26 protein-coding genes are annotated in these 24,761 nt (G+C 67.8%); 9 read left to right on the forward strand and 17 right to left on the reverse strand.

Translation table 11 applies throughout. From position 1 onward, the window contains the following. Window positions 1-7 precede the first annotated feature (7 nt). Entirely contained in the window at window positions 8-1,381 is a 1,374-nt protein-coding gene (locus BN1313_RS03430) for an ActS/PrrB/RegB family redox-sensitive histidine kinase (RefSeq protein WP_091736626.1), read from the reverse strand. Between the two features lie 27 nt (window positions 1,382-1,408). Here BN1313_RS03430 and BN1313_RS03435 point away from each other — a divergent pair, with 27 nt between their 5' ends. The 3 genes from BN1313_RS03435 (at window position 1,409) to BN1313_RS03445 (ending at window position 4,130) form a co-directional block, all read left to right on the forward strand. After that, window positions 1,409-2,020 carry an SCO family protein gene (locus BN1313_RS03435; RefSeq protein ID WP_091742240.1) on the forward strand — a complete coding sequence of 204 codons (612 nt, stop codon included), beginning with the start codon at window positions 1,409-1,411 and terminating at the stop codon, window positions 2,018-2,020. Window positions 2,021-2,097: 77 nt separating this feature from the next. Beyond that, a complete protein-coding gene (locus tag BN1313_RS03440) occupies window positions 2,098-3,369 on the forward strand; it encodes a polyhydroxyalkanoate depolymerase (RefSeq protein ID WP_091736629.1) in 1,272 nt (423 codons plus the stop codon). 71 nt (window positions 3,370-3,440) lie between these two features. Continuing rightward, window positions 3,441-4,130: a M48 family metallopeptidase gene (locus BN1313_RS03445; RefSeq protein ID WP_342666753.1), complete on the forward strand. Its 690-nt coding sequence runs from the start codon at window positions 3,441-3,443 to the stop codon at window positions 4,128-4,130. Here BN1313_RS03445 and BN1313_RS03450 read toward each other — a convergent pair. Then, a complete protein-coding gene (locus tag BN1313_RS03450; protein ID WP_091736635.1) occupies window positions 4,127-6,118 on the reverse strand; it encodes a transglycosylase domain-containing protein in 1,992 nt (663 codons plus the stop codon). The two genes, BN1313_RS03445 and BN1313_RS03450, sit on opposite strands and share 4 nt — an antisense overlap. A gap of 330 nt (window positions 6,119-6,448) precedes the next feature. On the opposite strand from BN1313_RS03450, the gene BN1313_RS03455 reads away from it, so the two are divergent. The 6 genes from BN1313_RS03455 (at window position 6,449) to BN1313_RS16470 (ending at window position 12,114) form a co-directional block, all read left to right on the forward strand. Further along, window positions 6,449-7,003, forward strand: a complete 555-nt coding sequence (locus BN1313_RS03455) for a F0F1 ATP synthase subunit delta (RefSeq protein WP_091736638.1) — start codon at window positions 6,449-6,451, stop codon at window positions 7,001-7,003. A gap of 6 nt (window positions 7,004-7,009) precedes the next feature. Then, window positions 7,010-8,542, forward strand: a complete 1,533-nt coding sequence (atpA, locus tag BN1313_RS03460) for a F0F1 ATP synthase subunit alpha (RefSeq protein WP_091736639.1) — start codon at window positions 7,010-7,012, stop codon at window positions 8,540-8,542. Window positions 8,543-8,573: 31 nt separating this feature from the next. Further along, window positions 8,574-9,452, forward strand: a complete 879-nt coding sequence (locus BN1313_RS03465; protein WP_091736640.1) for a F0F1 ATP synthase subunit gamma — start codon at window positions 8,574-8,576, stop codon at window positions 9,450-9,452. 19 nt (window positions 9,453-9,471) lie between these two features. Beyond that, on the forward strand, window positions 9,472-11,010 hold the full coding sequence (atpD, locus tag BN1313_RS03470) for a F0F1 ATP synthase subunit beta (RefSeq protein WP_091736641.1): 1,539 nt from the start codon (window positions 9,472-9,474) through the stop codon (window positions 11,008-11,010). A gap of 6 nt (window positions 11,011-11,016) precedes the next feature. Then, window positions 11,017-11,280, forward strand: coding sequence for an ATP synthase F1 subunit epsilon (locus tag BN1313_RS03475; protein WP_091736642.1), 264 nt, complete (start codon window positions 11,017-11,019; stop codon window positions 11,278-11,280). Between the two features lie 159 nt (window positions 11,281-11,439). After that, window positions 11,440-12,114 carry a hypothetical protein gene (locus BN1313_RS16470; protein ID WP_176695878.1) on the forward strand — a complete coding sequence of 225 codons (675 nt, stop codon included), beginning with the start codon at window positions 11,440-11,442 and terminating at the stop codon, window positions 12,112-12,114. 72 nt (window positions 12,115-12,186) lie between these two features. Here the strand turns inward: BN1313_RS16470 and BN1313_RS03490 are convergent, their stop codons facing one another. The 15 genes from BN1313_RS03490 to dmeF form a co-directional block, all read right to left on the reverse strand. Further along, window positions 12,187-12,948: an alpha/beta fold hydrolase gene (locus BN1313_RS03490; protein WP_342666754.1), complete on the reverse strand. Its 762-nt coding sequence runs from the start codon at window positions 12,946-12,948 to the stop codon at window positions 12,187-12,189. A gap of 50 nt (window positions 12,949-12,998) precedes the next feature. Continuing rightward, on the reverse strand, window positions 12,999-13,517 hold the full coding sequence (locus tag BN1313_RS03495) for an RNA pyrophosphohydrolase (RefSeq protein ID WP_091736646.1): 519 nt from the start codon (window positions 13,515-13,517) through the stop codon (window positions 12,999-13,001). A gap of 98 nt (window positions 13,518-13,615) precedes the next feature. Beyond that, window positions 13,616-15,007: a S41 family peptidase gene (locus BN1313_RS03500; RefSeq protein WP_091736647.1), complete on the reverse strand. Its 1,392-nt coding sequence runs from the start codon at window positions 15,005-15,007 to the stop codon at window positions 13,616-13,618. Between the two features lie 118 nt (window positions 15,008-15,125). Beyond that, on the reverse strand, window positions 15,126-15,968 hold the full coding sequence (locus BN1313_RS03505; protein ID WP_091736651.1) for a murein hydrolase activator EnvC family protein: 843 nt from the start codon (window positions 15,966-15,968) through the stop codon (window positions 15,126-15,128). Then, entirely contained in the window at window positions 15,968-16,432 is a 465-nt protein-coding gene (rlmH, locus tag BN1313_RS03510) for a 23S rRNA (pseudouridine(1915)-N(3))-methyltransferase RlmH (protein ID WP_091736652.1), read from the reverse strand. Before rlmH ends, BN1313_RS03505 begins: the two co-directional genes overlap by 1 nt. Before the next feature lie 12 nt (window positions 16,433-16,444). Beyond that, entirely contained in the window at window positions 16,445-16,903 is a 459-nt protein-coding gene (gene rsfS / locus BN1313_RS03515) for a ribosome silencing factor (RefSeq protein ID WP_425415030.1), read from the reverse strand. A gap of 34 nt (window positions 16,904-16,937) precedes the next feature. Beyond that, complete coding sequence (locus BN1313_RS03520) at window positions 16,938-17,570, reverse strand: nicotinate-nucleotide adenylyltransferase (protein WP_245620074.1); 633 nt, start codon at window positions 17,568-17,570, stop codon at window positions 16,938-16,940. Window positions 17,571-17,576: 6 nt separating this feature from the next. Further along, window positions 17,577-19,124: an aldehyde dehydrogenase family protein gene (locus tag BN1313_RS03525; RefSeq protein ID WP_091736655.1), complete on the reverse strand. Its 1,548-nt coding sequence runs from the start codon at window positions 19,122-19,124 to the stop codon at window positions 17,577-17,579. 27 nt (window positions 19,125-19,151) lie between these two features. Beyond that, on the reverse strand, window positions 19,152-20,282 hold the full coding sequence (gene proB / locus BN1313_RS03530) for a glutamate 5-kinase (protein ID WP_091742242.1): 1,131 nt from the start codon (window positions 20,280-20,282) through the stop codon (window positions 19,152-19,154). After that, entirely contained in the window at window positions 20,279-21,337 is a 1,059-nt protein-coding gene (gene obgE / locus BN1313_RS03535) for a GTPase ObgE (protein WP_091736656.1), read from the reverse strand. The genes proB and obgE overlap by 4 nt, the downstream gene beginning before the upstream one ends. Window positions 21,338-21,392: 55 nt before the next feature. Beyond that, the gene (locus tag BN1313_RS03540) at window positions 21,393-21,920 is read right to left on the reverse strand and encodes a GNAT family N-acetyltransferase (protein WP_091736657.1); all 528 of its coding nucleotides are present in this window, start codon (window positions 21,918-21,920) and stop codon (window positions 21,393-21,395) included. A gap of 126 nt (window positions 21,921-22,046) precedes the next feature. Next, window positions 22,047-22,316: a 50S ribosomal protein L27 gene (rpmA, locus tag BN1313_RS03545; protein ID WP_091736658.1), complete on the reverse strand. Its 270-nt coding sequence runs from the start codon at window positions 22,314-22,316 to the stop codon at window positions 22,047-22,049. Between the two features lie 28 nt (window positions 22,317-22,344). Then, entirely contained in the window at window positions 22,345-22,893 is a 549-nt protein-coding gene (gene rplU, locus BN1313_RS03550) for a 50S ribosomal protein L21 (protein WP_091736660.1), read from the reverse strand. A gap of 166 nt (window positions 22,894-23,059) precedes the next feature. Then, complete coding sequence (locus BN1313_RS03555) at window positions 23,060-23,659, reverse strand: DUF4142 domain-containing protein (RefSeq protein WP_091736662.1); 600 nt, start codon at window positions 23,657-23,659, stop codon at window positions 23,060-23,062. A 102-nt stretch (window positions 23,660-23,761) separates the two neighbouring features. Next, window positions 23,762-24,700: a CDF family Co(II)/Ni(II) efflux transporter DmeF gene (gene dmeF, locus BN1313_RS03560; protein WP_091742244.1), complete on the reverse strand. Its 939-nt coding sequence runs from the start codon at window positions 24,698-24,700 to the stop codon at window positions 23,762-23,764. Between the last annotated feature and the right edge of the window lie 61 nt (window positions 24,701-24,761).

The raw sequence follows: 24,761 nt of genomic DNA on the forward strand, positions 1-24,761 counted from the left end.
ATTCAACTCATTCTGGCGAAGCTTCGATGCGATCGCGAGCCCAACGGGCGTTGACGACGGCGCCGCGGAGCCGGCCGTTCTGGAAATTCACCACGGCGCCCGTCCGTTCCAAGAGGGTCTTGGCGATGAAGAAACCGAGTCCCATGCCGATATGCCCGGTGCGAGAGCCTTCGGCGCCCGGGCGTGTCGTCACGTAGGGCTCGCCGAGCTTGGCGAGGATCTCCGGCGCGAATCCGGGACCGTCGTCGCGGACCTCAACCGAGATTGCGTCGGCCTCAAAACGCGCCGTCACCAGGACCTCCGACGCAGCGAAATCGACGGCGTTCTCCACAAAGGAAGCGATCGCGTGGATCACTTCGGGCATGCGCCGCACAGTGGGCGGAGTCTGGTTCGGCTGGCCAGCGACGATCGCCTCCACACGGACGCCTTTGATGCCGGAATGGGGTTTGACCACCTCATCCAGCAGCTGGCGCAGGCTCATGCGCTCGTGCACCTCGTCGGAGGCCTCTGCGGGCGCGTCCGTCAGCCGGCGCAAGATGTCGCGGCAGCGCGCTGCCTGGGCGACCAGCAACTCGGCGTCCTCCTTGGCCTGCGGCGTGGATGCCTCCCGCGCCATCTCCTTGGCGACAATGGCGATGGTGGCCAACGGCGTGCCCAACTCGTGGGCGGCCGCCGCGGCCAGCGCGCCGAGCGCCGAGAGGCGTTGTTCGCGTGACAACACCGACTGGGTGACGTCGAGCGCCAGGGCCATACGACCGGACTCCAGGGCGGCCTGGCGAACATAGCCCCCGATCAGCATGGTGCCAGTGAGAATCGCGGCGGCGACGGCCACGCGATAGGGCTGGGTGATCACGGCTTCCTGGTCCGGCGCCGTCGGCAGCGGCAGGGAATGCAGCGTCAGGAAGATCGTCATCGCCGTTGACAGCGCCGCCACCAGGGCGACCTGCCATCGCGGCAGGGAGGCTGCGGCCAGGGTGACCGGGGCCATCAGAACGAGAATGAACGGATTGGCCGGTCCGCCGGTCAGGAACAGCAGGCCGGAGAGTTGCAGGATATCCAGCGACAGCTGGGCCGCGCCCTCCGTGTCGCCGAACACCCGCTGGCCGGGCGAGGCGATCGAGGTCAGGAGGTTCGCCCAGGCGCCGGCGGCGATCAGGGCGACGCACCAGCCGAAGGGCACGTTCAGCTCAAAGGCCCAAGCCGCGAACAGCAGCAGCAACTCGCCGCCGATGATCGCCCAGCGAAGGGAGACGACCGTGCGCACGCGCAGCCGGCTTTGCCGCAAGGGTTGGGCGCGCAGCGCGTCGGCGGCTTGCAGACCCTCCTGCGCCGTCCTATCGAGGCCGCGCCCTGCCGCGTCCTGGGCGTACCAGTCGCTCAAGGCTCCGCCCGGTTGAAGGAGGCCATCATGTCCCGCCGCGCCGTCATTCCGCTTGCGCTCCTGGCCGTCGTCATCGTCGCTATCGCCGTTTTCGCCTCTCAGCGCGGTCTGTTCTCCGCAAAGCCAAGCGCCGCCATTGGTGGTGCGTTCCAGCTTGTGGACCAATCCGGCCGCAAGGTCGACCAGGGGTTGCTGAAGGGCAAGTGGAGCGCGGTCTTCTTCGGTTTCACCTACTGTCCCGATGTTTGCCCGACCACCTTGTTCGCCTTGGGCGAGGCTGAACGCCGCCTGGGTGACCAGGCGCGCGATGTGCAGACGGTCTTTGTTTCGGTCGATCCGGAGCGCGACACGCCCAAGGCCCTAGGCGAATATCTGGCCAACGACGCCTTTCCGAAGCAGGCGCTCGGTCTCACGGGAACGCCGGAGCAGATCGCCGCGGCGGCCAAGGCCTACAAAGTCTACTACGCCAAGCGGCCCCTGGAGGGCGGGGGCTACACCATGGACCACACGGCGATCACCTACCTGATGAACCCCAGCGGCGGCTTCGTCTGCCCGATCGCCCACGCCGCCACGCCCGATGAGATCGCCGGCAAGATCAAGGCCGCCATGGCCAAGGGGCGTAGGGCCGACAGCTGCTGAAATGCACGGCCGGCGCCACAAAGGGTGAACCGACTGCCACGTTCAGCTATTATGTTGCGGCGCAACAAAGGTGACGCATGCTCTATTCGCTCTACGAAGCTGGATACTACGCCTCAGCGCCCATGCGGATGGCGGCGCGCCTGACGCGCGACGCCTGGTCCTCGCCGCTCAATCCCGCCCATAACAGCGAGTTCGGCCGCGGGGTCTACGCCGGCGCCGAGCTGTTCTCGACCCTAACCCGCCGCTATGGCCGGCCGGAGTGGGGCATCGATCATGTGAACATTGATGGCCATGACGTCCGCGTCCGTGTCAACGAGACCTGGTCGAGCCCCTGGGGCAAGCTGATCCACTTTGCGCGGTCGACGTCAGACATGCGCAAGGCCGGCCGGCGCGAACTGGAGCCGGCGATCCTGATCGTGGCGCCGTTGTCGGGCCACTATGCGACTCTGCTGCGCGGCACGGTGCAGGCCTTCCTGAAGGATCACGAAGTCTATGTGACCGACTGGGCTAACGCCCGCGACGTGCCCGTGCTCGAAGGCCGTTTCGACTTCCACGACTTCATCGACCATATCCGCATCATGCTGCGCCAGCTGGGCCCGCGGCCGCACGTGCTCGCGGTCTGCCAGCCGGGCCCGCCGGTGCTGGCGGCGGCGGCCCTGATGGCCGAGGACAACGAAGACTCAAGGCCGATGACCATGACCTTCATGGGCTCGCCGATCGACGCGCGCCTTTCGCCGACGGTGACCAATCGCCTGGCGGAGGAAAAGCCCTTCACCTGGTTCCAGAACAACATGATCGACACCGTGCCCGCGCCCTATCCGGGGATGGGGCGGCGCGTCTATCCGGGGTTCGTCCAGCTCGCCAGCTTCATGACCATGAACCTGGAGCGCCACCAGGAGGCGCACCTGAAGTACCTGCATCAATTGATGGACGGCGACGGCGACGGCGCAGAGCAGCATCTGGCCTTCTATGACGAGTACCTCGCGGTGCTCGACCTGACGGAGGAGTTCTACCTCCAGACCATTGACGTGGTTTTCCAGAGCTACCTGCTGCCGAAGGGCGAGCTTATGCACCGCGGCCGCCTCGTCCGGCCGGACCTGATCCGCGACATCGGGCTTCTGACCGTCGAGGGTGAGAACGACGACATCTCCGGCATCGGCCAGACGCAGGCCGCGCACGCCCTTTGCTCGGGCCTGCCGGACGCCTTCAAGGAAGACTATGTGCAGCCGCACGTCGGCCACTATGGCGTCTTCAACGGCCGCCGGTTCCGCGAGCAGATCTACCCAAAAGTCAGGGCCTTCATCGCCCAGGGCGAAGCCGGCTTCGACAAGGCCCGCGCCGCAGCCTAGATTTCATCCCCATGAGTCTGTGGGGGCGAAGGGTCGCCGACGGCGATCGGCTTGAAGTGGCGGGCTGCGCTGTGAGGCTGCGCGTTAACGGACGCGCGCGCCGCATCTCGCTGCGCATCGACCGCGCCCGGCGCGAAGTGGTGGCCAGCGCCCCTAGCCTGCACCGGCTCAGCGAGGCCGCTGATTTCGCGAAATCCCGGGCGGCCTGGATCGCCGCGCGTATGGCCGAGCTGCCGCAGCCATCGACGCTCGCCCCTGGTCAGGTCATCGAAGTGTTCGGCCAGCCGGTGCGGCTGGCGTCGGCGGAAGGCCGGGCGCGCTGGATCGCCGCGTCGGCCGATCAGCCCACCGAAATCCGCGCCATGGGCGAGGGCGAGGGGTTCGCCCGCGCGGTCAAACTGCTGATCCGCAAGCAGGCGCTCAACATGTTCGAGGCTCGCAGCGCCCATTATGCGGGCCGGCTCGGCGCGGCGACGCCGAAGGTCGCGGTGACCGACACCACCTCGCGCTGGGGTTCGTGCACGCCGGCGCGACCTGGCGGGGCCGGGTCGATCCGCTATTCCTGGCGCCTCGCGCTCGCGCCCTTCGCGGTGGCCGACTACGTCGCCGCCCACGAATGCGCCCATCTGCTGGAGGCCAATCACGGCCCGAAGTTCTGGGCCCATGTCCGCGCCCTCGTCGGCGACGAGCGGCCGCATCGCGCCTGGCTGCGCGCCCATGGGGCGGCGCTTCACGCTTTCGGAGCGCAGCAGGGACTCTAGTAGGGCGCGTCCTGCTCAGGTTCGGGATCCTCCCTGCGGCCGCCCACGAGATCGCCGACGGCGCCGGTGACGCCGTCGAACACGCCGCTCAGCACATCGCCGATGGAATCCGTCTCAGGCGCGGGCGGGGCGATGTCGCCGCCGGGGATGGCTTGCGTCTTCAAGCGCGGCAGGGCCTGGGCCATGAAGTCGCGCCAGATGCCGGCCGGCGCGGCGCCGCCGGCGACCCGGCGCATAGGGGTGTTGTCATCCTTGCCGACCCAGACGGCGGTGACGAAGCCGCCCGTATAGCCGACGAACCAGGCGTCGCGGTAATCGCTGGTGGTGCCTGTCTTGCCGGCGATGTCATAGCCCGGCACGCGGGCTCTGCCGCCGCTGCCGCTGGTGATCACCGCGCGCATCATCTGCACCATGTAGCCCAGGGCCGGCTGGCTGATGACGGAGGGGCGGGGGCTGCGGTCGACGCTGTGGTCGTAGCGCACCTGGCCGTCGGCGGTGCGAATCCGCTCGATGGCGTAGCCCTTGGCCAGGAAGCCGCCGTTGGCGAAAGGCGCATAGGCCTGCGCCATTTCCAGCGGACTCACCTCCACCGCGCCCAGCGCCATGGAGGGGTCGATCTGGATCTTCGAGGTGATGCCTAGCCGATGGGCGGCCGCGGCGACGTTCGCGGTGCCGACCTCGCTGGCCAGGCGCGCGGCCACGGTGTTGATCGATTGCGCCAGCGCCGTCTGCAGGTCGATCTGGCCCAGATACTGGCCGGTGTAGTTACGCGGCGTCCAGCCGTTGATCGTCACGGGCTCGTCGACAACGGGCGTGGATGGCGTGCGGCCGGCCTCCATGGCGGCGAGATAGACGAAGGGCTTGAAGGCCGAGCCCGCCTGGCGCCTGGCGCTCGTCGCCCGGTCGAACTGGCTTTGAATGTAGTTGGTTCCGCCGACGTAGGCGCGGATGCGGCCCTCGCCGTCGAGGGCGACCAGGGCGCCTTGCTGGACGCCTTGGTTGGCGGCGGCGGCGACGCCGCGTTGCACGGCCTGTTCGGCGGCGGTCTGTAGGGGCAGGTCGAGGGTGGTCTCGACCACCAGGTCCTCCTTGGGGTCGCCGACCAGGCTGTGGACCTGTTCGTCGACCCAGTCGGTGAAATATTGCGCTCGCTGATTGGCCAGGACGGGGTTGACCCGCACACGCTGGGCGAAGGCGGCGTCGCGCTCGGCCGGCGTGATGGCGTGGGTCTCGACCATCTCGTCCAGGACGATGGTGGCGCGGCGCGCAGCGCGGTCGGTGGCCGAGACCGGACTGTAGCGCGACGGGCCCTTCATCAGGGCCGCCAGCAGCGCGGCTTCGCCCAGTTGGAGTTCGGTGGCCGACTTGCCGAAGTAGCGCTGTGAGGCCGCCTCAATGCCATAGGCGCCGGCCCCGAAGTAAACCCGGTTCAAATAGAGCTCGAGGATCTGCTTCTTGGAGAACTTGGCCTCCAGCCACACCGCCAGGATCAGCTCCTGGGCCTTGCGCCGATAGGTCTGGTTGGGCGTGAGAAAAAGATTGCGCGCCAGCTGTTGGCTGATGGTCGAGCCGCCGCGCAGCGGGCCGCCCTTGTGCGTCAGGTTATAGAGTTGGCTGCGCGCGATGCCCCAAGGGTTGAAGCCGAAGTGCCAGTAGTACCAGCGGTCCTCGATGGCGATGAAGGCCTTGGGCACGTAGGGCGGCAGACGATCGAGATCGACGGGCGCTGCGTACTGGCTGCCGCGGACGGCCACCAAGGCGCCGGACCGGTCGAGGTAGGAAATCGAGGGCTGGCGCTGGACGTCATAGAGCTTTGACGTGTCCGGCAGATCGACGGCGAAGACCGCAAAGAAGGCCACGGTGAAGATGATGAACCAGACGCCCAGCACCATCCCCCAATAGAGAAAAGCCTGGGCGGCGGTGCGGCGGGGGCGAGGCCGCGGAGTCGGGGGCTGGTCGCCTTGGCCGGGCGGTTGCGCATTGGCCATGTGGTTGTCACGTCCTCGCGTGGTCAGTTCGTCGCCGCCCCGGCGGGCGGTCCATTAGCATGGAGCGGCACACTCGTCCGGCGCGGATTGACGGGCGATGAACGGCCGCGTGTTCGCCCTATGCGGCGAACGCAGTTCCGGCGGCGCCCGCGCGTCGGTTGCGGGGGGCGCGGGTGCATGCTACTAGGCGCGCGGCTTTAGAGCGGGGGCTTTTCAAGCACTTGCTCATCGCGTGCTTTTTTTAGCGCATTCAAGCCTTTAGGCGGGGTCTGGCCTCGCTTGCGACATTCCAGGCCCGCTGCACATGCGGCGCACACCGGACGGGACATAGTGGCGGACGACTCCAAGGTATCGAATGTGGGCGAACGTTACGCCCTGGCCCTGTTCGATCTCGCGAATGACGAGAACAAGGTCGCGGCGGTTGAGGCCGACCTCAAGTCTCTGAAAGCCGCTGTGGCTGAGAGTGCGGAACTGCGCACGCTGCTGCGCTCGCCGGCCTTTTCGGCCGCCGACAAGGCCAAGGGCCTGAACGCGATCGCCGCGGCGGCCAGGCTTGATTCCACCACGCAGAAGTTCCTGGGCCTGCTCGCCGCCAATGGCCGGGCCGCCGTTCTGCCGTCGATCATCACTTCCTTTGAAGCGCTCGCCGCCAAGGCGCGTGGCGCTGTCTCCGCCGAGGTCGTCACGGCGACGGCGCTGACCGCCGCCCAGGCCAAGGGCGTCGCCGCCGCCCTGCGGCAGGCGCTTGGCAAGGACCCCGAAATCGAAACGCGCGTCGATCCCTCCATCCTTGGCGGGATCAAGGTGCGTGTCGGCTCCCGACTGTTCGACTCTTCGCTCCGCTCGAAGCTCGACGCCCTGAAATTCGCCCTCAAGAGAGCGTAAAGACCCATGGATATCCGCGCCGCCGAAATCTCGGCCATTCTCAAGTCGCAGATCGCCAACTTCGGCGCTGAAGCTGACGTCTCCGACGTCGGCCAGGTGCTGAGCGTCGGCGACGGCATCGCCCGCGTCTTCGGTCTCGACAAGGTCCAGGCCGGCGAAATGGTGGAGTTCCCCTCCGCCGGCGTGAAGGGCATGGCTCTGAACCTGGAGCGCGACAACGTCGGCATCGTGATCTTCGGTGAAGACCGCGCGATCCGCGAAGGCGATGAAGTTCGCCGCCTCGGCGAAATCGTCGACGTGCCGGTTGGCAAGGGCCTCCTGGGCCGCGTCGTCAACCCGCTCGGCGAACCGATCGACGGCAAGGGTCCGATCGTCTCGGACGAGCGCCGCCGCGTGGACGTCAAGGCGCCGGGCATCATCCCACGCAAGTCGGTTCACGAGCCGGTGCAAACCGGTCTGAAGGCCATCGACACCCTGATCCCCGTCGGCCGCGGTCAGCGCGAACTGATCATCGGCGACCGCCAGACCGGCAAGACCGCCGTGGCGATCGACACCATCCTGAACCAGAAGTCGGTCAACGCCCTGGCGAAGGACGACTCCGAGAAGCTGTTCTGCATCTACGTCGCCATCGGCCAGAAGCGCTCGACGGTGGCTCAGATCGTCAAGACGCTCGAAGAGCGCGGCGCGCTGGACTACACGATCGTCGTCTCGGCGACGGCCTCGGAGCCGGCCCCGCTGCAGTTCCTGGCGCCCTTCGCCGGCTGCGCCATGGGCGAGTTCTTCCGCGACAATGGCATGCACGCCGTCATCATCTATGACGACTTGTCCAAGCAGGCCGTCGCCTATCGCCAGATGTCGCTGCTGCTGCGCCGCCCGCCGGGCCGCGAAGCCTATCCCGGCGACGTCTTCTATCTGCACAGCCGCCTGCTCGAGCGCGCCGCGAAGCTGAACGACGACAATGGCAATGGCTCGCTGACGGCTCTGCCGATCATCGAAACCCAGGCCAACGACGTGTCGGCCTACATCCCGACCAACGTGATCTCGATCACCGACGGCCAGATCTTCCTGGAAACGGACCTGTTCTTCCAGGGCATCCGCCCGGCCGTGAACGTCGGCATCAGCGTCAGCCGCGTGGGCTCTTCGGCCCAGATCAAGGCGATGAAGACGGCCGCTGGCCCGATCAAGGGTGAGCTCGCCCAGTACCGGGAAATGGCCGCCTTCGCGAAGTTCGGTTCTGACCTCGATGTCACGACGCAACGCCAGCTGGCGCGCGGCGAACGCCTGACCGAGCTCCTGAAGCAGCCGCAATATTCGCCGCTGACGGTCGAAGAGCAGGTCGCTTCGGTCTACGCCGGCACCCGCGGCTACCTCGACAAGATCCCGACCTCGCAAGTCCGTCGTTTCGAGACCGACCTGCTGTCGCACCTGCACGCCGAGCACCAGGACCTCCTGGACACCATCCGCAACGAGAAGGACATCAAGTCGATCGAAGATCGCCTGAAGTCCGTGCTGACGGCCTTCGCCGACTCCTTCGCCTAAGCCCAAAGCGCAAGCGGAGCATTAGAAGGCCATGTCCAGCCTCAAGGAGATGCGCAATCGGATCGGAAGCGTGAAAGCCACGCAGAAGATCACGAAGGCGATGCAGATGGTCGCCGCGGCCAAGCTGAAGCGTGCGCAGGAAGCCGCGCAGAACGCGCGCCCCTACGCTCAGCGCATGGGTGCGGTGATCGCCAATCTCGCGTCCGGCGTGTCGGGGGATGGCGCGCCGAAGCTCCTGGCGGGCACGGGTTCGGACCAGCGTCAGCTGGTGATCGTCATGACCTCCGACCGCGGTCTCGCGGGCGGCTTCAACTCCGGCATCGTCCGCTTGGCGCAGCGTCACCTGGCGCGACTGGTGAACGAGGGCAAGGACGTCCGCGTCCTGACCGTCGGCCGCAAGGCGACCGAGCAGCTGCGCCGCCTTTATGGCGACCGCTACCTGGGTTCTTTCGAAGTGGGCGGCTCGCCGTCCCTGACCCGCGCCGACGAGATCGCGGCCCGCGTGCTGGAACTCTATGAAGCCGGCGAGCTCGACACCGTCAGCCTGATCTACAGCCGCTTTCAGTCGGTGGTCACCCAGACCCCGACGGTCCGCCAGCTGGTGCCCGCGGAAGTGGACGCCACGGTGGCGGCGCCGAAGGTCGACCTCAAGGGCGCGGCCTACGAGTATGAGCCGGACGAGGGCCAGATCCTCGAAACCCTGCTGCCGCGCAACGTCACCGTTCAGCTGTTCTCCGCCATGCTGGAGAACCAGGCCGGCTTCTTCGCCGCCCAGATGACGGCGATGGACAACGCGACCCGCAACGCCGGCGACATGATCGCCGCGCTCACTCTGAAATATAACCGTTCACGCCAGGCGCAGATCACCAAGGAGCTGATCGAAATCATCTCCGGCGCTGAAGCCGTCTAGACCGAAAGAGACCGCCCCAATGTCTGAAGTCGCCTCTGAAGCTCCGATCAAGAAGTCCGCGCGTCGCGCCGCCGCCGCGAAGGACGCCGCCCCGGCGGTCGCTCTGGGCGCCGCCACCGGCCGCCTGGTGCAGATCATCGGCGCCGTTGTCGACGTCGAGTTCGACGGCCACCTGCCGGCGATCATGAACGCGCTGGAAACCACCAACACCGACCAACGGACGGGCGAACCCTTCCGCCTGGTGCTGGAAGTCGCCCAGCACCTGGGCGAGAACACCGTCCGCGCCATCGCCATGGACACCACCGAGGGTCTGACCCGCGGCCAGCCCGTGCGCGACACCGGCGACTCCATCCGCGTGCCGGTCGGTCCCGCCACGCTGGGCCGCATCATGAACGTCATCGGCGAGCCGATCGATGAAGCCGGCCCGATCGGCACCGAGCTGCGCTCGCCGATCCACCGTGAGGCCCCGAGCTTCGCCGAGCAGTCCACCTCGTCGGAAGTGCTCGTCACCGGGATTAAGGTCATCGACCTGATGTGCCCCTACACCAAGGGCGGCAAGATCGGCCTGTTCGGCGGCGCCGGCGTCGGCAAGACCGTGACGATGCAGGAGCTGATCAACAACATCGCCAAGGCCTACGGCGGCTACTCGGTGCTGGCCGGCGTCGGCGAGCGCACCCGCGAAGGCAACGACCTCTATCACGAGATGATCGAGTCCAACGTGAACGTGGACCCGAAGGCCAACGACGGCTCGACCGTCGGCTCCAAGTGCGCCTTGGTCTATGGCCAGATGAACGAGCCTCCGGGCGCCCGCGCCCGCGTGGCCCTGACCGGCCTGACGCAGGCGGAATATTTCCGCGACGTCGAAGGCAAGGACGTGCTGCTGTTCGTCGATAACATCTTCCGCTTCACCCAGGCCGGCGCTGAAGTGTCGGCTCTGCTGGGCCGCATCCCCTCGGCCGTGGGCTATCAGCCGACGCTGGCCACGGAGATGGGCAACCTGCAGGAGCGCATCACCTCGACGAACAAGGGTTCGATCACCTCGGTCCAGGCCATCTACGTGCCCGCCGATGACCTGACCGACCCGGCGCCCGCCGCCTCCTTCGCCCACCTGGACGCGACCACCGTGCTGTCGCGCGATATCGCCGCCCAGGCCATCTTCCCGGCCGTTGACCCCCTGGACTCGACCAGCCGGATCATGGACCCGCTGGTGATCGGCGAAGAGCACTACAACGTCGCCCGCCAGACCCAGGAAATCCTGCAGCAGTACAAGCAGCTGAAGGACATCATCGCCATCCTGGGCATGGATGAGCTGTCTGAAGAGGACAAGCTGACCGTGGCCCGCGCCCGGAAGATCCAGCGCTTCCTGTCGCAGCCGTTCCACGTGGCCGAGCAGTTCACCAACACGCCCGGCGCCTTCGTCGAACTGGCCGATACGATCCGCTCGTTCAAGGCGATCTGCGACGGCGAGTACGACCACCTGCCGGAAGCCGCCTTCTACATGGTCGGCGCCATTGAAGAGGCCGTCACCAAGGCTGAGAAGCTGGCGGCGGAAGCGTAAGGGCTCATGGCCGATAAGCTGCACTTCTCTCTCGTCTCACCGGAACGCGAGCTCTTCTCGGGGCTCGTGGACCAGGTGGACGCCCCCGGCTCTGAAGGCGACTTCGGCGTCCTGGCCCACCACGCGCCGTTCATGACGGCGCTGAAGGAAGGCCAGATCAAGGTCTACGACGCCGGCCGCGTCACCACGTTCGACATCCGCGGCGGCTTCGCCGACGTGACGCCGGACGGTCTGACGGTGCTTGCCGAGCACGCGGTCGAGGCGGCCTGAAGCCTGCGCGCTCAGGCCGCTCTTGCGTGACGGCTCGCCCTCACGTTTGATGCGCGCCGAGCGATCGGCGGCGGGAGGCCGAGGGCTTAAGTTCGGTCCGGCGTTTCGCCTGGCCGGTTGGTCAAGGCGCCCGTGCGCGGGCGCTGCAGGGGAATACCTATGAAGACTTATCTGAGCCTGATCCTGGCTGCGGGGCTCGCCACCGCCGCCCAAGCCCAAACTCCGGACGCCGCGGCCCCGGCCGCGCCCGTCGAAGCCGCGCCGGCCCCGGCCGCTGCGCCGGAAGCTGCGCCGATGGCCCCGGCCGCGCCCGCCGCTGTCCCAGCCGAGCCCGCGCCTCCGCCGCCCGCCCTGCCGACCACCGGCGACGGCGCGACGGTCATCAGTTTCCTCGAAAAGGTCTGCGTGCCGGCCGTCCGCGGCGGCAAGCTCGAGCAGCTGGCGCCGGCCGCCGGCATGAAGAAGGACCGCAAGAGCGGCGGCTACGTCATGCCGCTGGGCGGCGACCGCGCCTACACCATCACGGTTCAGCCGATGAGCGCCGTGAACGCCTCGGTGTGCCAGGCCGAAGTCCATTATGCGGTGGGCGGCGACCAGGCGATCGTCTCGGGCCTGAACGTCTGGTCGTTCCTGCACGATCCGGAGCTGATCCTGCAGGCCAACTATGTGAACACCGACGCCGATGGCGTGAAGCGCACGCGCAAGTCGTGGGAGCACCTGGGTTCCAGCGACTCCACCGCGGTCAACTTCACGGTCTGGAAGAAGCCGGACGACACCCCGCTGAACGCGAAGTACGACACCGGCATGCTGTTCTACCAAGAACGCAAGTTCTGACGACCTAGCGGGACGCGGACGATCTCGTCGGCGTCCCGCACCGTCCCGGGGCTAAACCGCTCAGCGCCGAGGCTAGGCGGCGGCGCGGGCCTCTAGCGCCAGCCATTCCAGCACCTGCGCGGCCACGGCGTCTGAACCTGGGCCATCCATAAGCCAATGGCTCATGCCCGGCGCCGTCTCGAAGGCTGCGCCAATGCGGGCCGCTGTCTGCCGCACAGTCGAGGCAGGATGGACCATGTCGCGTTCGCCGGCGATCGCCAGGGCGCGCACGCCCAGGGGGCCCGGACCGACGCTGGTGGTCATGAAGGGGTCCATCCACCAGCTCAGCGTCTGGCGCATGGCCATCGCGCTCTCGGGGCGCAGGCGCGACAGGATGCGTTGGCGTTCCTCGTCGGCGAGGCGGTCCAGGGCGTAGGTTGTCATGACTGTCCGGTCTGGCTCGACCGCGCTGGTCCCAAAGGGGTCCATCATCTGGATGGCGACGGCGCTGGCCGCCTCCTCAAGGCTGGAGCCGGCGACGCCCCAGGGCGCGCTGGGGGCCAGGAGGACGAGGGCCTCAAGCTTCACGCGCCGCGCGGCCATCTGGGCGACGAGCCCGCCCATGGAATGACCGAGCAGGACGGGCGGACGATCCAGGGTCGCGCACAGGTCGGCCAGGTCCTTGGCGTATTCGGCCATGGAGACGCCGGCGGTGGCGCTTGGTGCGGCGTCGACGCCGTGTCCGCGCAGATCCTGAGCAATCACCTGCCAGCCGGAGGCCTCGAAGGCCTTGCGAAAGCCGTCGAAGGCCCAGCCGCCGCAGAAGGCGCCGTGCGTCATGACGATGGTTTTCATCAATCCCCCGCGCCCGGCGCAAACAGATGGCGCGAGCGTCAGGAAGGGTTCTAGCGCGCGGTGGGTCCGCCCGCCAGATCGCGCAACGAAGTGAGCGCAAAGGCCGCGAAGCTTGCGGCCGCAGTTTCATAGGATTGGCGTTTGAACGGCACGATCAGATTTGGGGCCTCGGCGAGATCGGCCCAACGCCAGGCGTCGAACTCAGGTTCACCATGGGCGAGGAGGTCGAACTCCGCGTCCTCGCCGTCGAAGCGGAAGGCGAACCACACCTGCTTTTGCCCGCGCCAGCCGCGGAAGGCTTTCGGCCCGCCGTGGTTCTCGGGGAAATCATAGGCGATCCAGCCGTCGGTGCGCCCAAGCAGGCTGACGCTGATCGCCCCGGTTTCTTCCGCCAGTTCGCGGCGCGCAGCGGTCTCCAGGTCTTCACCGTCGTCGACTCCGCCTTGCGGAAACTGCCAGTTGAACGGGCCAGGCGTGTTGGCGCGCTGGCCCAACCAGACGCGGCCGTCGCGGTGAAACAGGACGACGCCGACATTGGGTCGGTACTGATCGAGGCTCTCGTCGCTCATCACGCTCCCCTGGCCGTCATGGCGCTCCTGACAACTTAACGTGAGCGGCCACGACGGTTTGTCGAAGAATGACAGAGCTTCCGCAAGCTCTGTTCGCTCTACTTGACGGCGGGCGTCGCCGGCTTGACCTCGGCCACCTTGGACTTCGATAGCAGTTCGGCGAGGCGCGCGGTCGGCTTTGGCAGCTTCGGCGTCGCCGCGACTGTGCCGAAGCGCAGCACGTCTTCGGCGCGCGCGATCTGGAAATCCTTCTTGGCGTCAAAGGCTTCCGGCGGCGCCTCCGCCGGCTCATGGGCGCCGATGCGCTTCTTGCCTTCATCGGCGTTCAGCGCATTGCGGAAAGAGGCTTCCGAGAACTGATAGCTCCGGTTGGCGATGGTCTGGGCCTCGTCACGGGTGGCGGCGACCTCCAGGTCGGGGTCGATCCCCGTGCGCTGGATCGAGCGGCCCGACGGGGTGTAGTAGCGCGCCGTGGTCAGCTTCAGGGCGCCGTCCATGCCGCCGCGCAGCGGGATCACGGTCTGCACCGAGCCCTTGCCGAAGCTGGTCAGACCCACGACCTCGGCGCGCTTGCGGTCCTGCAGGGCGCCGGCGACGATCTCGGCGGCCGAGGCCGTGCCCGAATTGATCACCACCACAACGGGCAGGCCATTGGTCATGTCGCCCGCGCGGGCGTTATAGCGCTCAATGTCGCGCGGATCGCGCCCGCGTTGGGAGACGATCTCGCCGCCTTCGAGGAACAGGTCGGAGACGCCCACCGCCTGATCGAGCAGGCCGCCGGGGTTGTTCCGCAGGTCGAGCACAAGGCCCTTCATCTTCGGATTCTTGGCGCGCAGCTCGACGAAGGCGGCCTGGGCTTCATCCGTGGTCTTTTCGTTGAAGCTGGCGATCCGCAGGACGCCAAACTCGCCGTCCATCCGCGCGGTCGCGGACTTGGGCTTGATGACCTCGCGGACGATCTTGACGTCGAAGGGATCGGACTTCTCGCGGGCGATGGTCAGGGTGACCGCTTCGCCGGGCTTGCCCCGCATCTGCTTGACGGCGTCGTTCACAGAGAGGCCCAGCACGCTCTCATTGTTCACGGCGGTGATGTAGTCGCCGGCCTTGACGCCGGCATTCGCGGCAGGCGTGCCGTCCATCGGCGAGATGACTTTGACCACGCCGTCCTCACTGGTGATCTCTATGCCCAGACCGCCATATTCGCCGCGGGTCTGGTCGCGCATCTCGTCGAAGTTCTCGGCGTCCAGATAGCCCGAATGCGGGTCGAGCGACGTCAGCATCCCGTCGATCGCCGACTGGATCAGCTTTGTGTCGTCGACGTCGGAGACGTATTGCCGCTCGACAGTGTCCAGCACGTCACCGAACAGGCCGAGCATCTTGTAGGTTTTGGCGCGCGGCTGCGCCGCGGCGACCGCTTGCTGACTCACATAGGCCATGCTGCCTGCGCCCAGGATGAAGGCCGATGCGCCGATCAGGAGATACTTCTTCATAGCCTGTCACAGGCTCCCTATGCGGCGCCGCCGCCAATGATCCGAACCGCGAACAAGGGCGGATCGACTTTACAGTTCAGCTGAACACAAGGCGAAGCTTTCATGCTCAAGCTTGTGATCATCCCGACCGATTCTCCAACCAAGTTTCCGGATTTACCGGCGCACCCTGATCTCTAACCTCTAGATAGAGTTCAGAAAGCGATTGTCGACTATCCGGCATCACACCAACGGCTTGTCCCGCCGCGACGGATTGTCCGGCTTCAACCGACGAACGCTCTAGTCCAGCAAGCACCAGATGGTAGCCGCCTGCGAGTCTTAAAATGACCACCACGCCCCATCCTTGGACGGGGCCCACATATTGAACAACGCCTGCTCCTGAACTGACGACCTGCGCTACGCCCGTGGTCGAAAGCGTCAAACCATTTGACTTCCCGCCGCCGCTCAACGTGTCGCCGTAGCGCCGGGATACTGTTCCTCTTACTGGCCAAAACAGGCTTTCCGGGGGCCGGCTGGGGGCGGACTGTGGCGAAGGCGGCGCGCCCGACGCGGCCTGGGGCGCCGTTTCGGCGCGTAGGCTGTCGGTTGTGAAGAGCGCCTCGCTCTCCACGGCGGCAAGGCGGCGCTGGCGCATCATCTCGCCGGCCTCGCGGGCGTAGACCTGCGCCTGCCGACGAAGCTCCGGTGTCATGGCCCGCACCAGGATGGCCGCGCGCACGGCGTCGCGGGCGTCTTCGGGGCGAACCAGCAGCGGCGGCGGCGGGTCGCGGCGGATCTGTTCGAGCACCGACAGCAGCCGCGCCATGCGGCTCATGTTCAGCGCCTGCTCACGCGAGAGTTCCACCTGTTCCACATTGAGGCGTTCAAGCCGCTCGCTGACCACAGCGTAGGCCGCTCCCGCCAGCAGGGTGGCGGCCAGGGTCGTCGCGACGACAATCGGGAGGATCAGGCGGTGCGTCGGCATCAGTCGCGATGATAGGGCGATCCGCCCAATATGGAGACCGCGCGATAGACCTGTTCGGCCAGCATCGCGCGGGCCAGGGCATGGGGCCAGGTCTGGGGTCCGAAGGCAAGTTGACCTTGGGCGGCGGCGAGGAGATCTGGGTCGAGGCCGTCGGCGCCGCCGATCACCAGGGCTAGGCGGCGCACGCCCTGGTCGCGCAACGCAGCGAGTTCGGCGGCGAACGCCCGCGAGGCGCGGGGCTTGCCGTGCTCGTCGCAGGCGATCACGTGGCTGTCGGCCAGGTGCGGGGTCAACATCTGGGCCTCGGCGGCTTTGCCCGGCTTACGGCTCTCCACCTCGATCACTTCGACCGGACCCAGCGCCAGGGCGCGACCAGAAGCGCTCGCCCGCTCGGCGTAGAGCTTGACGAGATCGGTTTCAGGGCCCCGCGGCAGGCGTCCGACCGCGATAATGGCGATCTTCACGCCGGGTCGGGATCAGCTGCGGAGAGTCGGGCTGACGTCCGTGCGGTGGCCGGGGCTATCGACGGACCAGATCTTCTCGATGTTATAGAACGAGCGAACTTCCGGTCGGAACAGGTGGATGACCACGTCGCCGGTGTCGATCAACACCCAGTCGCAGTGCGGCATGCCCTCGACACGTGCGCGGCCGTAGCCGTTCTCTTTCAAGGCGCGCAGCAAATGATCGGCGATCGCGCCGACATGGCGATGCGAGCGGCCAGAGGCCACGATCAGCGCGTCTGCAACGGCGCTCTTGCCCTTCAGGTCGATGAAAACAACGTCCTGGGCCTGGTCGTCTTCCAGGCGGCCGAGGATCAGGTCTTCCAGGGGGCCCATGTCACCGCGGTGCTGCGGCGTAGTCGCCTGGGTATCGAAGGATGACCGGACGGATTCAGCCTGGTCGTCTTGCGCGCTCGGCGCAGGGTCGGGGTTCAGCGGGATACTCCTTTTTGCCTCCCTAGACCTTATCCTAGCATAATTCCGCGTCAGGGTCAGGGGCCTTGCATTCGTCGGACAATGCGCGGCGCAGGGCGCTAGAGGACTGGCTGTGCAGCGGGCCGCTGAGGAACGTCCAGGCCGGCGCCTTGGCCCCCGCGCTCAAGGTAGCGCGACGTGCTGCGCGAAAAGCGCGCGCCGCAGGCGAGGTCATGGCGGCGATCGTGCTGCCCGGACGGGCGACCACGGCGACGGGCAGTTCGCGCAGGATCTGACGCCAGTGACGCCAGTGGTGGAAGCTCGCCAGGCTGTCCGACCCCATGAGCCAGACGAAGCAGACGGCGGGATAGCGCCGCTTGAGGGCCCGGATGGTGTCGATTGTGTACTGAGTGCCCATGCGTGTTTCGGCGTCGGAGACGATCATCCGGCCGCCCCGCGCGAGCGCCCGTGCGCCGTTCATGCGGTCGGCCAGGCTTTGCGTGTCGCGTGATGACTTCAGCGGGTTCTGCGGCGACACCAGCCAGATCACCTGGTCGAGGCCCAGGCGCTTGAGCGCTGTCTCCGCTACATGGGCATGGCCTTCGTGAGCCGGATTGAAGGACCCGCCGAACAAACCCACGCGCATACCGGGCGCCAGATGCAGGCCTGCGCTGAGAGCGCTCTTCACCAGGACTCAGCCGCCGCGGACGGGCGTCGGCGCGCCGCCGCGGTCGAGCTCGAGGTCGGCCTGGATCACGCGGGTGCGGACACTGAACACGCCGTCGCCGGCCAGGACGCCGCCGCGGGCGAAGAGGCGGCCGTTCTCCCAGTTAGAGAGGCCAAGCTCCGGACGGCTGAGGGCGTACTGGCCATCGACCCAGCGGGTGAAGCCGTCGCTGACGAAGGGCGCATCCACCGCCTCGTAGAATCGCGCCTGGGCGGCGGCGTCCTCGGCGATGAGGGCGGCGCAGAAGCGCGGACTCAAGGCGTTGAACAGGGCGGCGGCCTCGTCGATGCTTTCAACGATCTTGAGGCTGACCTCAGGGGTCTCCTCCCACTCCCATTCCAGGCCCAGCATTGCGTCGGCGATGGGTTCGACGAGGCCCTCCTCGACAACGCCCCCCGCGCGGACCACGGGGCCGCGCCGCTGCAGGATTTCGGAGGGCAGTCGGGGCAGGTCGACCTCGGCCACATGCAGCTTCCAGCCGCGGCGGCGTTCGCCGGCGCGCTCCAGGGCCTCCAGGAAGACCGGGATCAGGTCGTCGGCGCGCTCGCGCACGATGCAACAAACGTTGAGCGTGTTGCACACCTTGCGGTCGAGGGAGTGGTAGGCGGCGGCGAAGAACCGGTCGGCGTTGGCGCTCGCGTCAGCGACCATCCAGGCGCCGCCCGTGCCATGCAGGCTGACCGGCGTGCCTGCGGCGCGGGCGATGGCGCCCAGCTGAGCGACGGCGGGGCCGGAGCCGCGGGCGACGGCGAGCGCCAGCCGTGCATCAGCGAACATCGCCCATCCAGCGGCATGGGCGGCGCTTTCGATCAGAACGGCGGCGCCGTCGGGGAGACCGGCGGCGCGGATCGCCGGGTCCAGCGCGTGCTCGACGATGGCCTTGGCGGTGGCCAGGGCGTCGGAACCGATGCGGAAGACGACGGTGTTGCCCGCGCGCAGCACGCCGGTCGCGTCAGCGAACACATTGGGCCGGCCCTCGAAGACGAAGCCGACGACGCCGAGGGGGGCGGTCACCTGCTCGACCGACCAGCCAGCGTGGTCAAGGCGCTCGATCACGCGGCCGCGAGACGGCTCGGCGTCGCGCCAGACCGTCAGGCCGTCGACCATGTCGCGCCGCATGGCGTCGGAGACTTTGAGCCGCGTGGTGGAGCGGCCGCGGGCGGCGGCGCGTGTCACGTCGTCGGCGTTGGCCCCGGCGATGTGGCCCCAGACGGCGTCATCCGACAAGCGTGCGGCGAAGGCGTCGAAGAAGGCGGTGATCTGGGTGTCGGACACCCCGCCCATCCGGGCGAAGGCGGCCTGGGCGCGATCGACGGCGCGGGTCGCAATCTGGTGCTCGACGGCGAGAACATGCAGCAGAGCGCCGCTGTCAGGATCGACCAGCAACCGGTCGCCCGGTTGAAAGGCGGCGGCCAGGCGATCGTCGACGAGGCTCACGCGATCGCCGCCGTAGACGATCGGCATGCCCGGGGTGAGCTGCTGAAGCCGCTGGGGTCCGCCCGCCTCGCCGTCCATGTCGTACCCTCTGATCCGTCGTGGTCTTTACGCGTCTTGCGTATGCTGGGCCAAGGCCAGGTCATCAGCGTGGACCAGTGGGCCAAAGCTGAAGCCCAGGGTCTCCTCGATGGCTTCGGAGCGTAGGCCAACGATCCGGCTGGCTTCCTCGGCGTCGTAGCGGACCAGGCCCCGGGCGATCTCGCGGCCGGCCTCGTCGTGGATCAGCACGGCGTCGCCGCGGTCGAAGCGGCCCTGAACCGAGCGGACGCCAGCGGCCAACAAGCTCTTGCCCCGGCGCACGGCGGCCGCGGCGCCGGCATCGACGCCAAGAGAGCCAGTGGGCGCCAGGCTGCCGGCGATCCACGCCTTGTAAGCCGCCGCTGGGCTGATCGACGGCTCGATGATGGTCGAGGCCTCGCCCAACTCGACGGCGAGCAGCGGGCGGGGCCGCGAGCCCAGGGTGATGACGGTTGCGCAACCGGCGGCGGCGGCGATCTTGGCGGCGGCGAGCTTGGTGGCCATGCCGCCGGTGCCGACGCCCGCGCCAGCATTGGCGCCGCCCGCCATGGCCTCGATCTCCGGTGTCAATCGGGCGATGCGCGGCAGCCGCTCGGCGGTCGGATCACGACGGGGATCGGAGGTGTAGAGGCCGTCGATGTCTGACAGCAGGACCAGGACGTCAGCGCCGATCATCTGGGCTACGCGGGCGGCCAGGCGGTCATTATCGCCATAGCGGATCTCTTCGGTGACGACGGTGTCGTTCTCGTTCACCACCGGCACGACGCCCAGGGACAAGAGAGTGTCGACCGTCGCACGCGCGTTCAACCAGCGCCTGCGCACCTCGGTGTCGTCGCGGGTCAGCAGAATTTGAGCGCAGGCGATGTCATGGGGCTCGAGGGCTTCTTCCCAGGCGCGCATCAGGGCCGATTGGCCGGCGGCCGCGGCGGCCTGTTTCTCCGGGAGGGTGAGCGCCTTACGACGAAGGCCAAGGCGCCGTCGGCCCAGCGCCACGGAGCCAGAGGAGACCACCAGCACCTGCTGGCCCCGGCCGCGCAGGCGGGCGATATCGGCGGCGATCGCCGCCAGCCGGTCGCGGTGCGCGGCGCCGTTCTCATCGACCAGAAGGGCTGAACCGATCTTGACGACGATCCGGCGCGCGTCGGCCAGTCCGTTCATGGGCGCCATTCGCCTTGGGGCGCGGTGGCGTGTTCGTCGACGTCGTCGTCCACGAGCTCGCCATTGCGGCGGCGGACCTCCTGGAAGGCCGCGCGCAGCAGGGCCTGGACGCCCTCGCCGGACACCCCGGACACGAGGCGCGGCTTGACGCCTGCCGCGGCCTCCAGCTCGGCGGCCTTTTCGGCGCGGGTGTCGGGGTCGAGGGCGTCGACCTTGTTGAGCGCGAGGATCTCGTGCTTGTGGCCCAACTCCTCACCATAGGCTTCGAGCTCGGTGCGCACGGTGCGCCACGCGCCGACCACGTCCTCTTGAGTCCCGTCGACCAGGTGAATCAGGGTCGCCGTCCGCTCGACGTGGCCCAGGAAGCGCACGCCCAGGCCCGCGCCTTCGGAAGCGCCTTCGATCAGGCCGGGAATGTCAGCGATGACGAAGCGCTCGTTGGGCGAAAGGTCGACGACGCCGAGATTGGGGGCGAGCGTGGTGAAGGGATAATCGGCGATCTTCGGCCGGGCCGCGCTGGCGGCGGCCAGGAAGGTCGACTTGCCCGCGTTGGGCAGCCCTGCGAGGCCTACGTCTGCGATCAACTTCAGGCGGAGCCAGATCCAGCGTTCTTCGCCGGGCGCGCCGGGGTTCGCGTGCCGCGGCGCCTGGTTGACCGGGCCCTTGAAGCGATCGTTGCCCCAGCCGCCATTGCCGCCCTTGGCCAAGAGATAGCGTTGGCCGGCCTGGTCCATGTCGATGATCAGGGTCTCTTTGTCCTCCTCGAACACCTGGGTGCCCACTGGGACCTTGAGGATCGCGTCGGCCCCGGCGTGGCCATGGCGATTGCGGCCCATGCCATGGACGCCGGTCTCGGCCTTGAAGTGCTGGTGGTAGCGGAAGTCGATCAGGGTGTTCAGCCCGTCGACCGCCTCGATCCAGACGTCGCCGCCATTGCCGCCGTCGCCGCCGTCCGGACCGCCATACTCGATATACTTCTCGCGCCGGAATGAGACCGCGCCGCCGCCGCCGTTGCCGGAGCGGACAAAGATCTTGCACTCGTCGAGAAACTTCATGGGTCGATCAATTACCTTCAACCAAGGCGCTTAGCACAAATGGCGCGCCGTTTCCTTAAGCGAGCCACATCATGTGGCGCGACGGCGCGGGCGCGGCCCGGGCGAGCGACTGAGCCAGCGTGACCGCCCCAGTGTAGAGGAACCCCGCCTTGTTCAAGACGGCGCCCGAGGCCGGGTTGTCCGCGTAGTGCCGGGCCTGGACAGCGCGCTTGCCCCACTCGCGACTGGCCCAGACGAGAGCCGCGTCCGTCGCCTCGGTCGCGAGGCCCTGTCCCCAGAAGTCGCGCCCCAGCCAGTAGCCAAGCTCGGGCTGGCGGCGGTCGTCGCCGTGGAAGCCCAAGAGCCCGATCAGGCCGTGGTCGTGGTGATCAATGGCGAAATTCACCTCGCGCTCAGGATCGAAGTCGATCGCCAGAAATGCCTGGGCGTCCTCGATCGCGTAGGGGTGAGGCATACGTGAGACCATGCCGGCCACGGCGATGTCGTTCGCCAGGGCGGCGATGCGGGTCGCGTCCCGCGGACTTAATGGGCGCAGCGCCAGCCTGTCGCTGACGATGTGCGGTGTGATCCTGATCGAGCACATCTTCGAACCTCCCGAGCCGGCGTGCGGCCCAAACGAAAGCGGGGAGCCCAGGCGACCCGGACTCCCCGCTGAAGGTTCGTCATCCGGTTCGCCCAGGCGGGGCGGAACCGGTCAAAGCGGTTCCGCTTACTCGGCGGCCATCGGCGCAGGCACGATCGACACGTAGGTGCGGTCATTGCGCTTGGTCGTAAATTTCACAGCGCCGGTCGCGGTGGCGAACAGGGTGTGGTCGCGGCCGAGGCCGACATTGTCGCCCGGCCAGAACTTGGTGCCGCGCTGGCGGACGAGAATATTGCCGGCGAGGACGTTCTCGCCGCCGTATTTCTTCACGCCGAGGCGCTGGCCGGCGGAGTCGCGCCCGTTGCGCGAGGAGCCGCCTGATTTTTTGTGAGCCATGCTGCTCTCCTGATCCTAGCGGGGCGCCTTATTCGGCGCCCGAATCCTTGGTTTCGACCGCGGGAGCGTCCGTCGCCGGCGCCGCGTCGTTCTGGGCGGCGGCGGCCTTGCGGACCGTCGAACGCTTCACCTTCGGGGCGTCTTCCGAAGCCGCGGCCGCGACGGCCGGGACCGGCGCGAAGTCGAGCTTCAGATTGCGCGAGCGGGCGTTCAGCTCGGCCTTGGTGGTCAGATCGACCACGCCGTCCCACTTGGCTTCCTTGCCGTCGGCGGCGATCGCGGTGACGCGCAGCACGCTTTCGGTCTGGCGATGGCCACGGGTGCGGCGATAGCCTTGGCGGCGGATCTTCTTGAAGATCTTCACCTTCTCACCCTTGCGGGTTTCGATCATCGTCGCCGAGACGCTCGCGCCCGCAACGATCGGCTCACCGATCGTCACGGCGTCGCCGTCGCCGAGCATCAGGACGTCGCCGAACGCGACGGTCGCGCCGGGTTCGCCATCCAGCTTTTCGACGACCAGCACGTCGCCGGGTTGAACCCGGTATTGCTTCCCGCCGGTCTTGATCACCGCGTACATCGTTCGCGCCTTTGAAGAGACTGATAGTTCAAAACGGAATGCGCCCCCGAGGAGTCCCCTGGGGCGAGAGGCGCGGACTTATACAGAGGGTCGCGGCCAAGTCAACGAAGAGGCGCCGGCTTCAGGACCGGTTCGTAACGGTCCGCCGGCGCCCTTTCGCCATAGGCTATTTCATGGCCGTCTTCATGCCGTTGGCCTTGTCGAGATGCATCTGAACGGCGGGCGCGGTCTTGGCGGCGAAGCCTTTCAGGCCGGCGTTGTCGCCGTTGGCGGCGTAGCCGGTGAGCAGCGTCAGCGCCTCCTGGTGGGCGGCGACCTGTTGGTCGACATAGACGCGGTCGAAGTCGGCGTCGCTGGCGGCTTTGAGGTTGTCGAGCAGGCCTTGACGGCGCTCGTCGAGCGCGGCAGGCGGCGTCTGGCCGGCGGCCGCGGCCAAAGGTTTCATCTCGGCGGTGGTGGCGGTGTGGCCGTCGGCCATCATCTTACCGAAGGCCTTCACGTCGGCCGCCTTGCCGCGCGCCTGGGCCATCTTCCCGGCCTCGACTTCATACATGTCGCTCATGGCGGCGTTGGCCACGAAGGACGGGGTGTCGTGCGAGCCGATGGTCTGGGCGGACATCTGGCCAACCGGGCCGGCGGCCGCGTCCTGCGCGGTGTTGACCGCTGCGGCGGCGTCGGCCCGGGCGTTGTCGGTGGTGGCCTTGCTGCAAGCGGCCAGCGAAAGCGCGGCGGCGACAGCGGCGGAAAGGAAGAGTGCGGATTTCATGGAGGGCTCCCGTTTGGTTGGCCCCTGAACCCGCCGCGCAGGCTTAGGGTTCCCGCCGCGCAGGGCCGCAGTTCATTTGATCGTGAGCGCCGGAACCTGGGCTCAGGGCTGGTGCGTCGCGCCGGGCGTTGCGACTTCGATGGTGACGTGGCTGAGCTCGGGGATCACGGCCAGCGCCTGTCGAAGGCGCGCGACGTCAACATGCAGGCCCGCGACCACGGCGACGGCGGCGTGGTGGCCTGGACCCAGGCGCCAGACGTGCAGGTCGACGACCTCGGCGCCGTCAACTTGAAGACGGGCTCGCACTTCCTCGGTCAGCGCGCTCGAGGGGTTGACGTCGAGCAAGGTGGCGCTGGCGCGCCGCGCCAGGTTCCAGGCGAACCGGCCGACCAAGATCGCGCCGGCCAGGCCTGCGGCCGGATCCGTCCAGTCCCAGTGAAGGGCCGCGCCCAAGGCCATGGCGGCGATAGTCAGCACCGACACCATGGCGTCGGCTGATAGGTGCAGGTGGGCGGCGGAGATGTTCAGGTCGCCGTCGCGATCATGGGTGTGCCCCTTCCGCCGGGCCGGCCGCAGGACGACGATGCACAGCAGGTTCACGGCGAGGCCGGCGGCGGCGAGCGGCAGGGCGCCGTCATAGCGCACGGCCTCGGGATGGATCAGGCGTTCCACGCTCTCCGTCGCGATGGCCAGGGCGGTGATGGCCAGGACCACGGCGTTGGCGAAGCCGGCCAGGTAGCCGACCTTACCGACGCCGAAGCTGAATCGAGGGTCGGCGGCGTGGCGCCGGGCGAAGGCGTAGGCGGCCGCGGCTGTCAAAAGAGCAGCCACATGGGCGCTCATGTGCAGGCCGCCGGCGGTGAGCGCTACGGACTTGAAGAGCGCGCCGCCGACCAGTTGAGCCGCCAGTGTTACGACGCAAATCCCTGTGACGATCCAGATCCGGCGCTCGTTCCGGTGATGGTCGGCGCCCAGGTAGGTGCGGTCGCGACGGAAGGCGTCGAGCTCCTCGGGGACTGGCGGCGCGACGGCTGCGTTCATGATGTTATTGTATAACATTCAACGTCGTGCTGACCGCAAGCGGATTCAGCTTTTGCGGAAC

The organism is Phenylobacterium immobile (ATCC 35973) (genome assembly GCF_001375595.1).
Taxonomy (GTDB): domain Bacteria; phylum Pseudomonadota; class Alphaproteobacteria; order Caulobacterales; family Caulobacteraceae; genus Phenylobacterium; species Phenylobacterium immobile.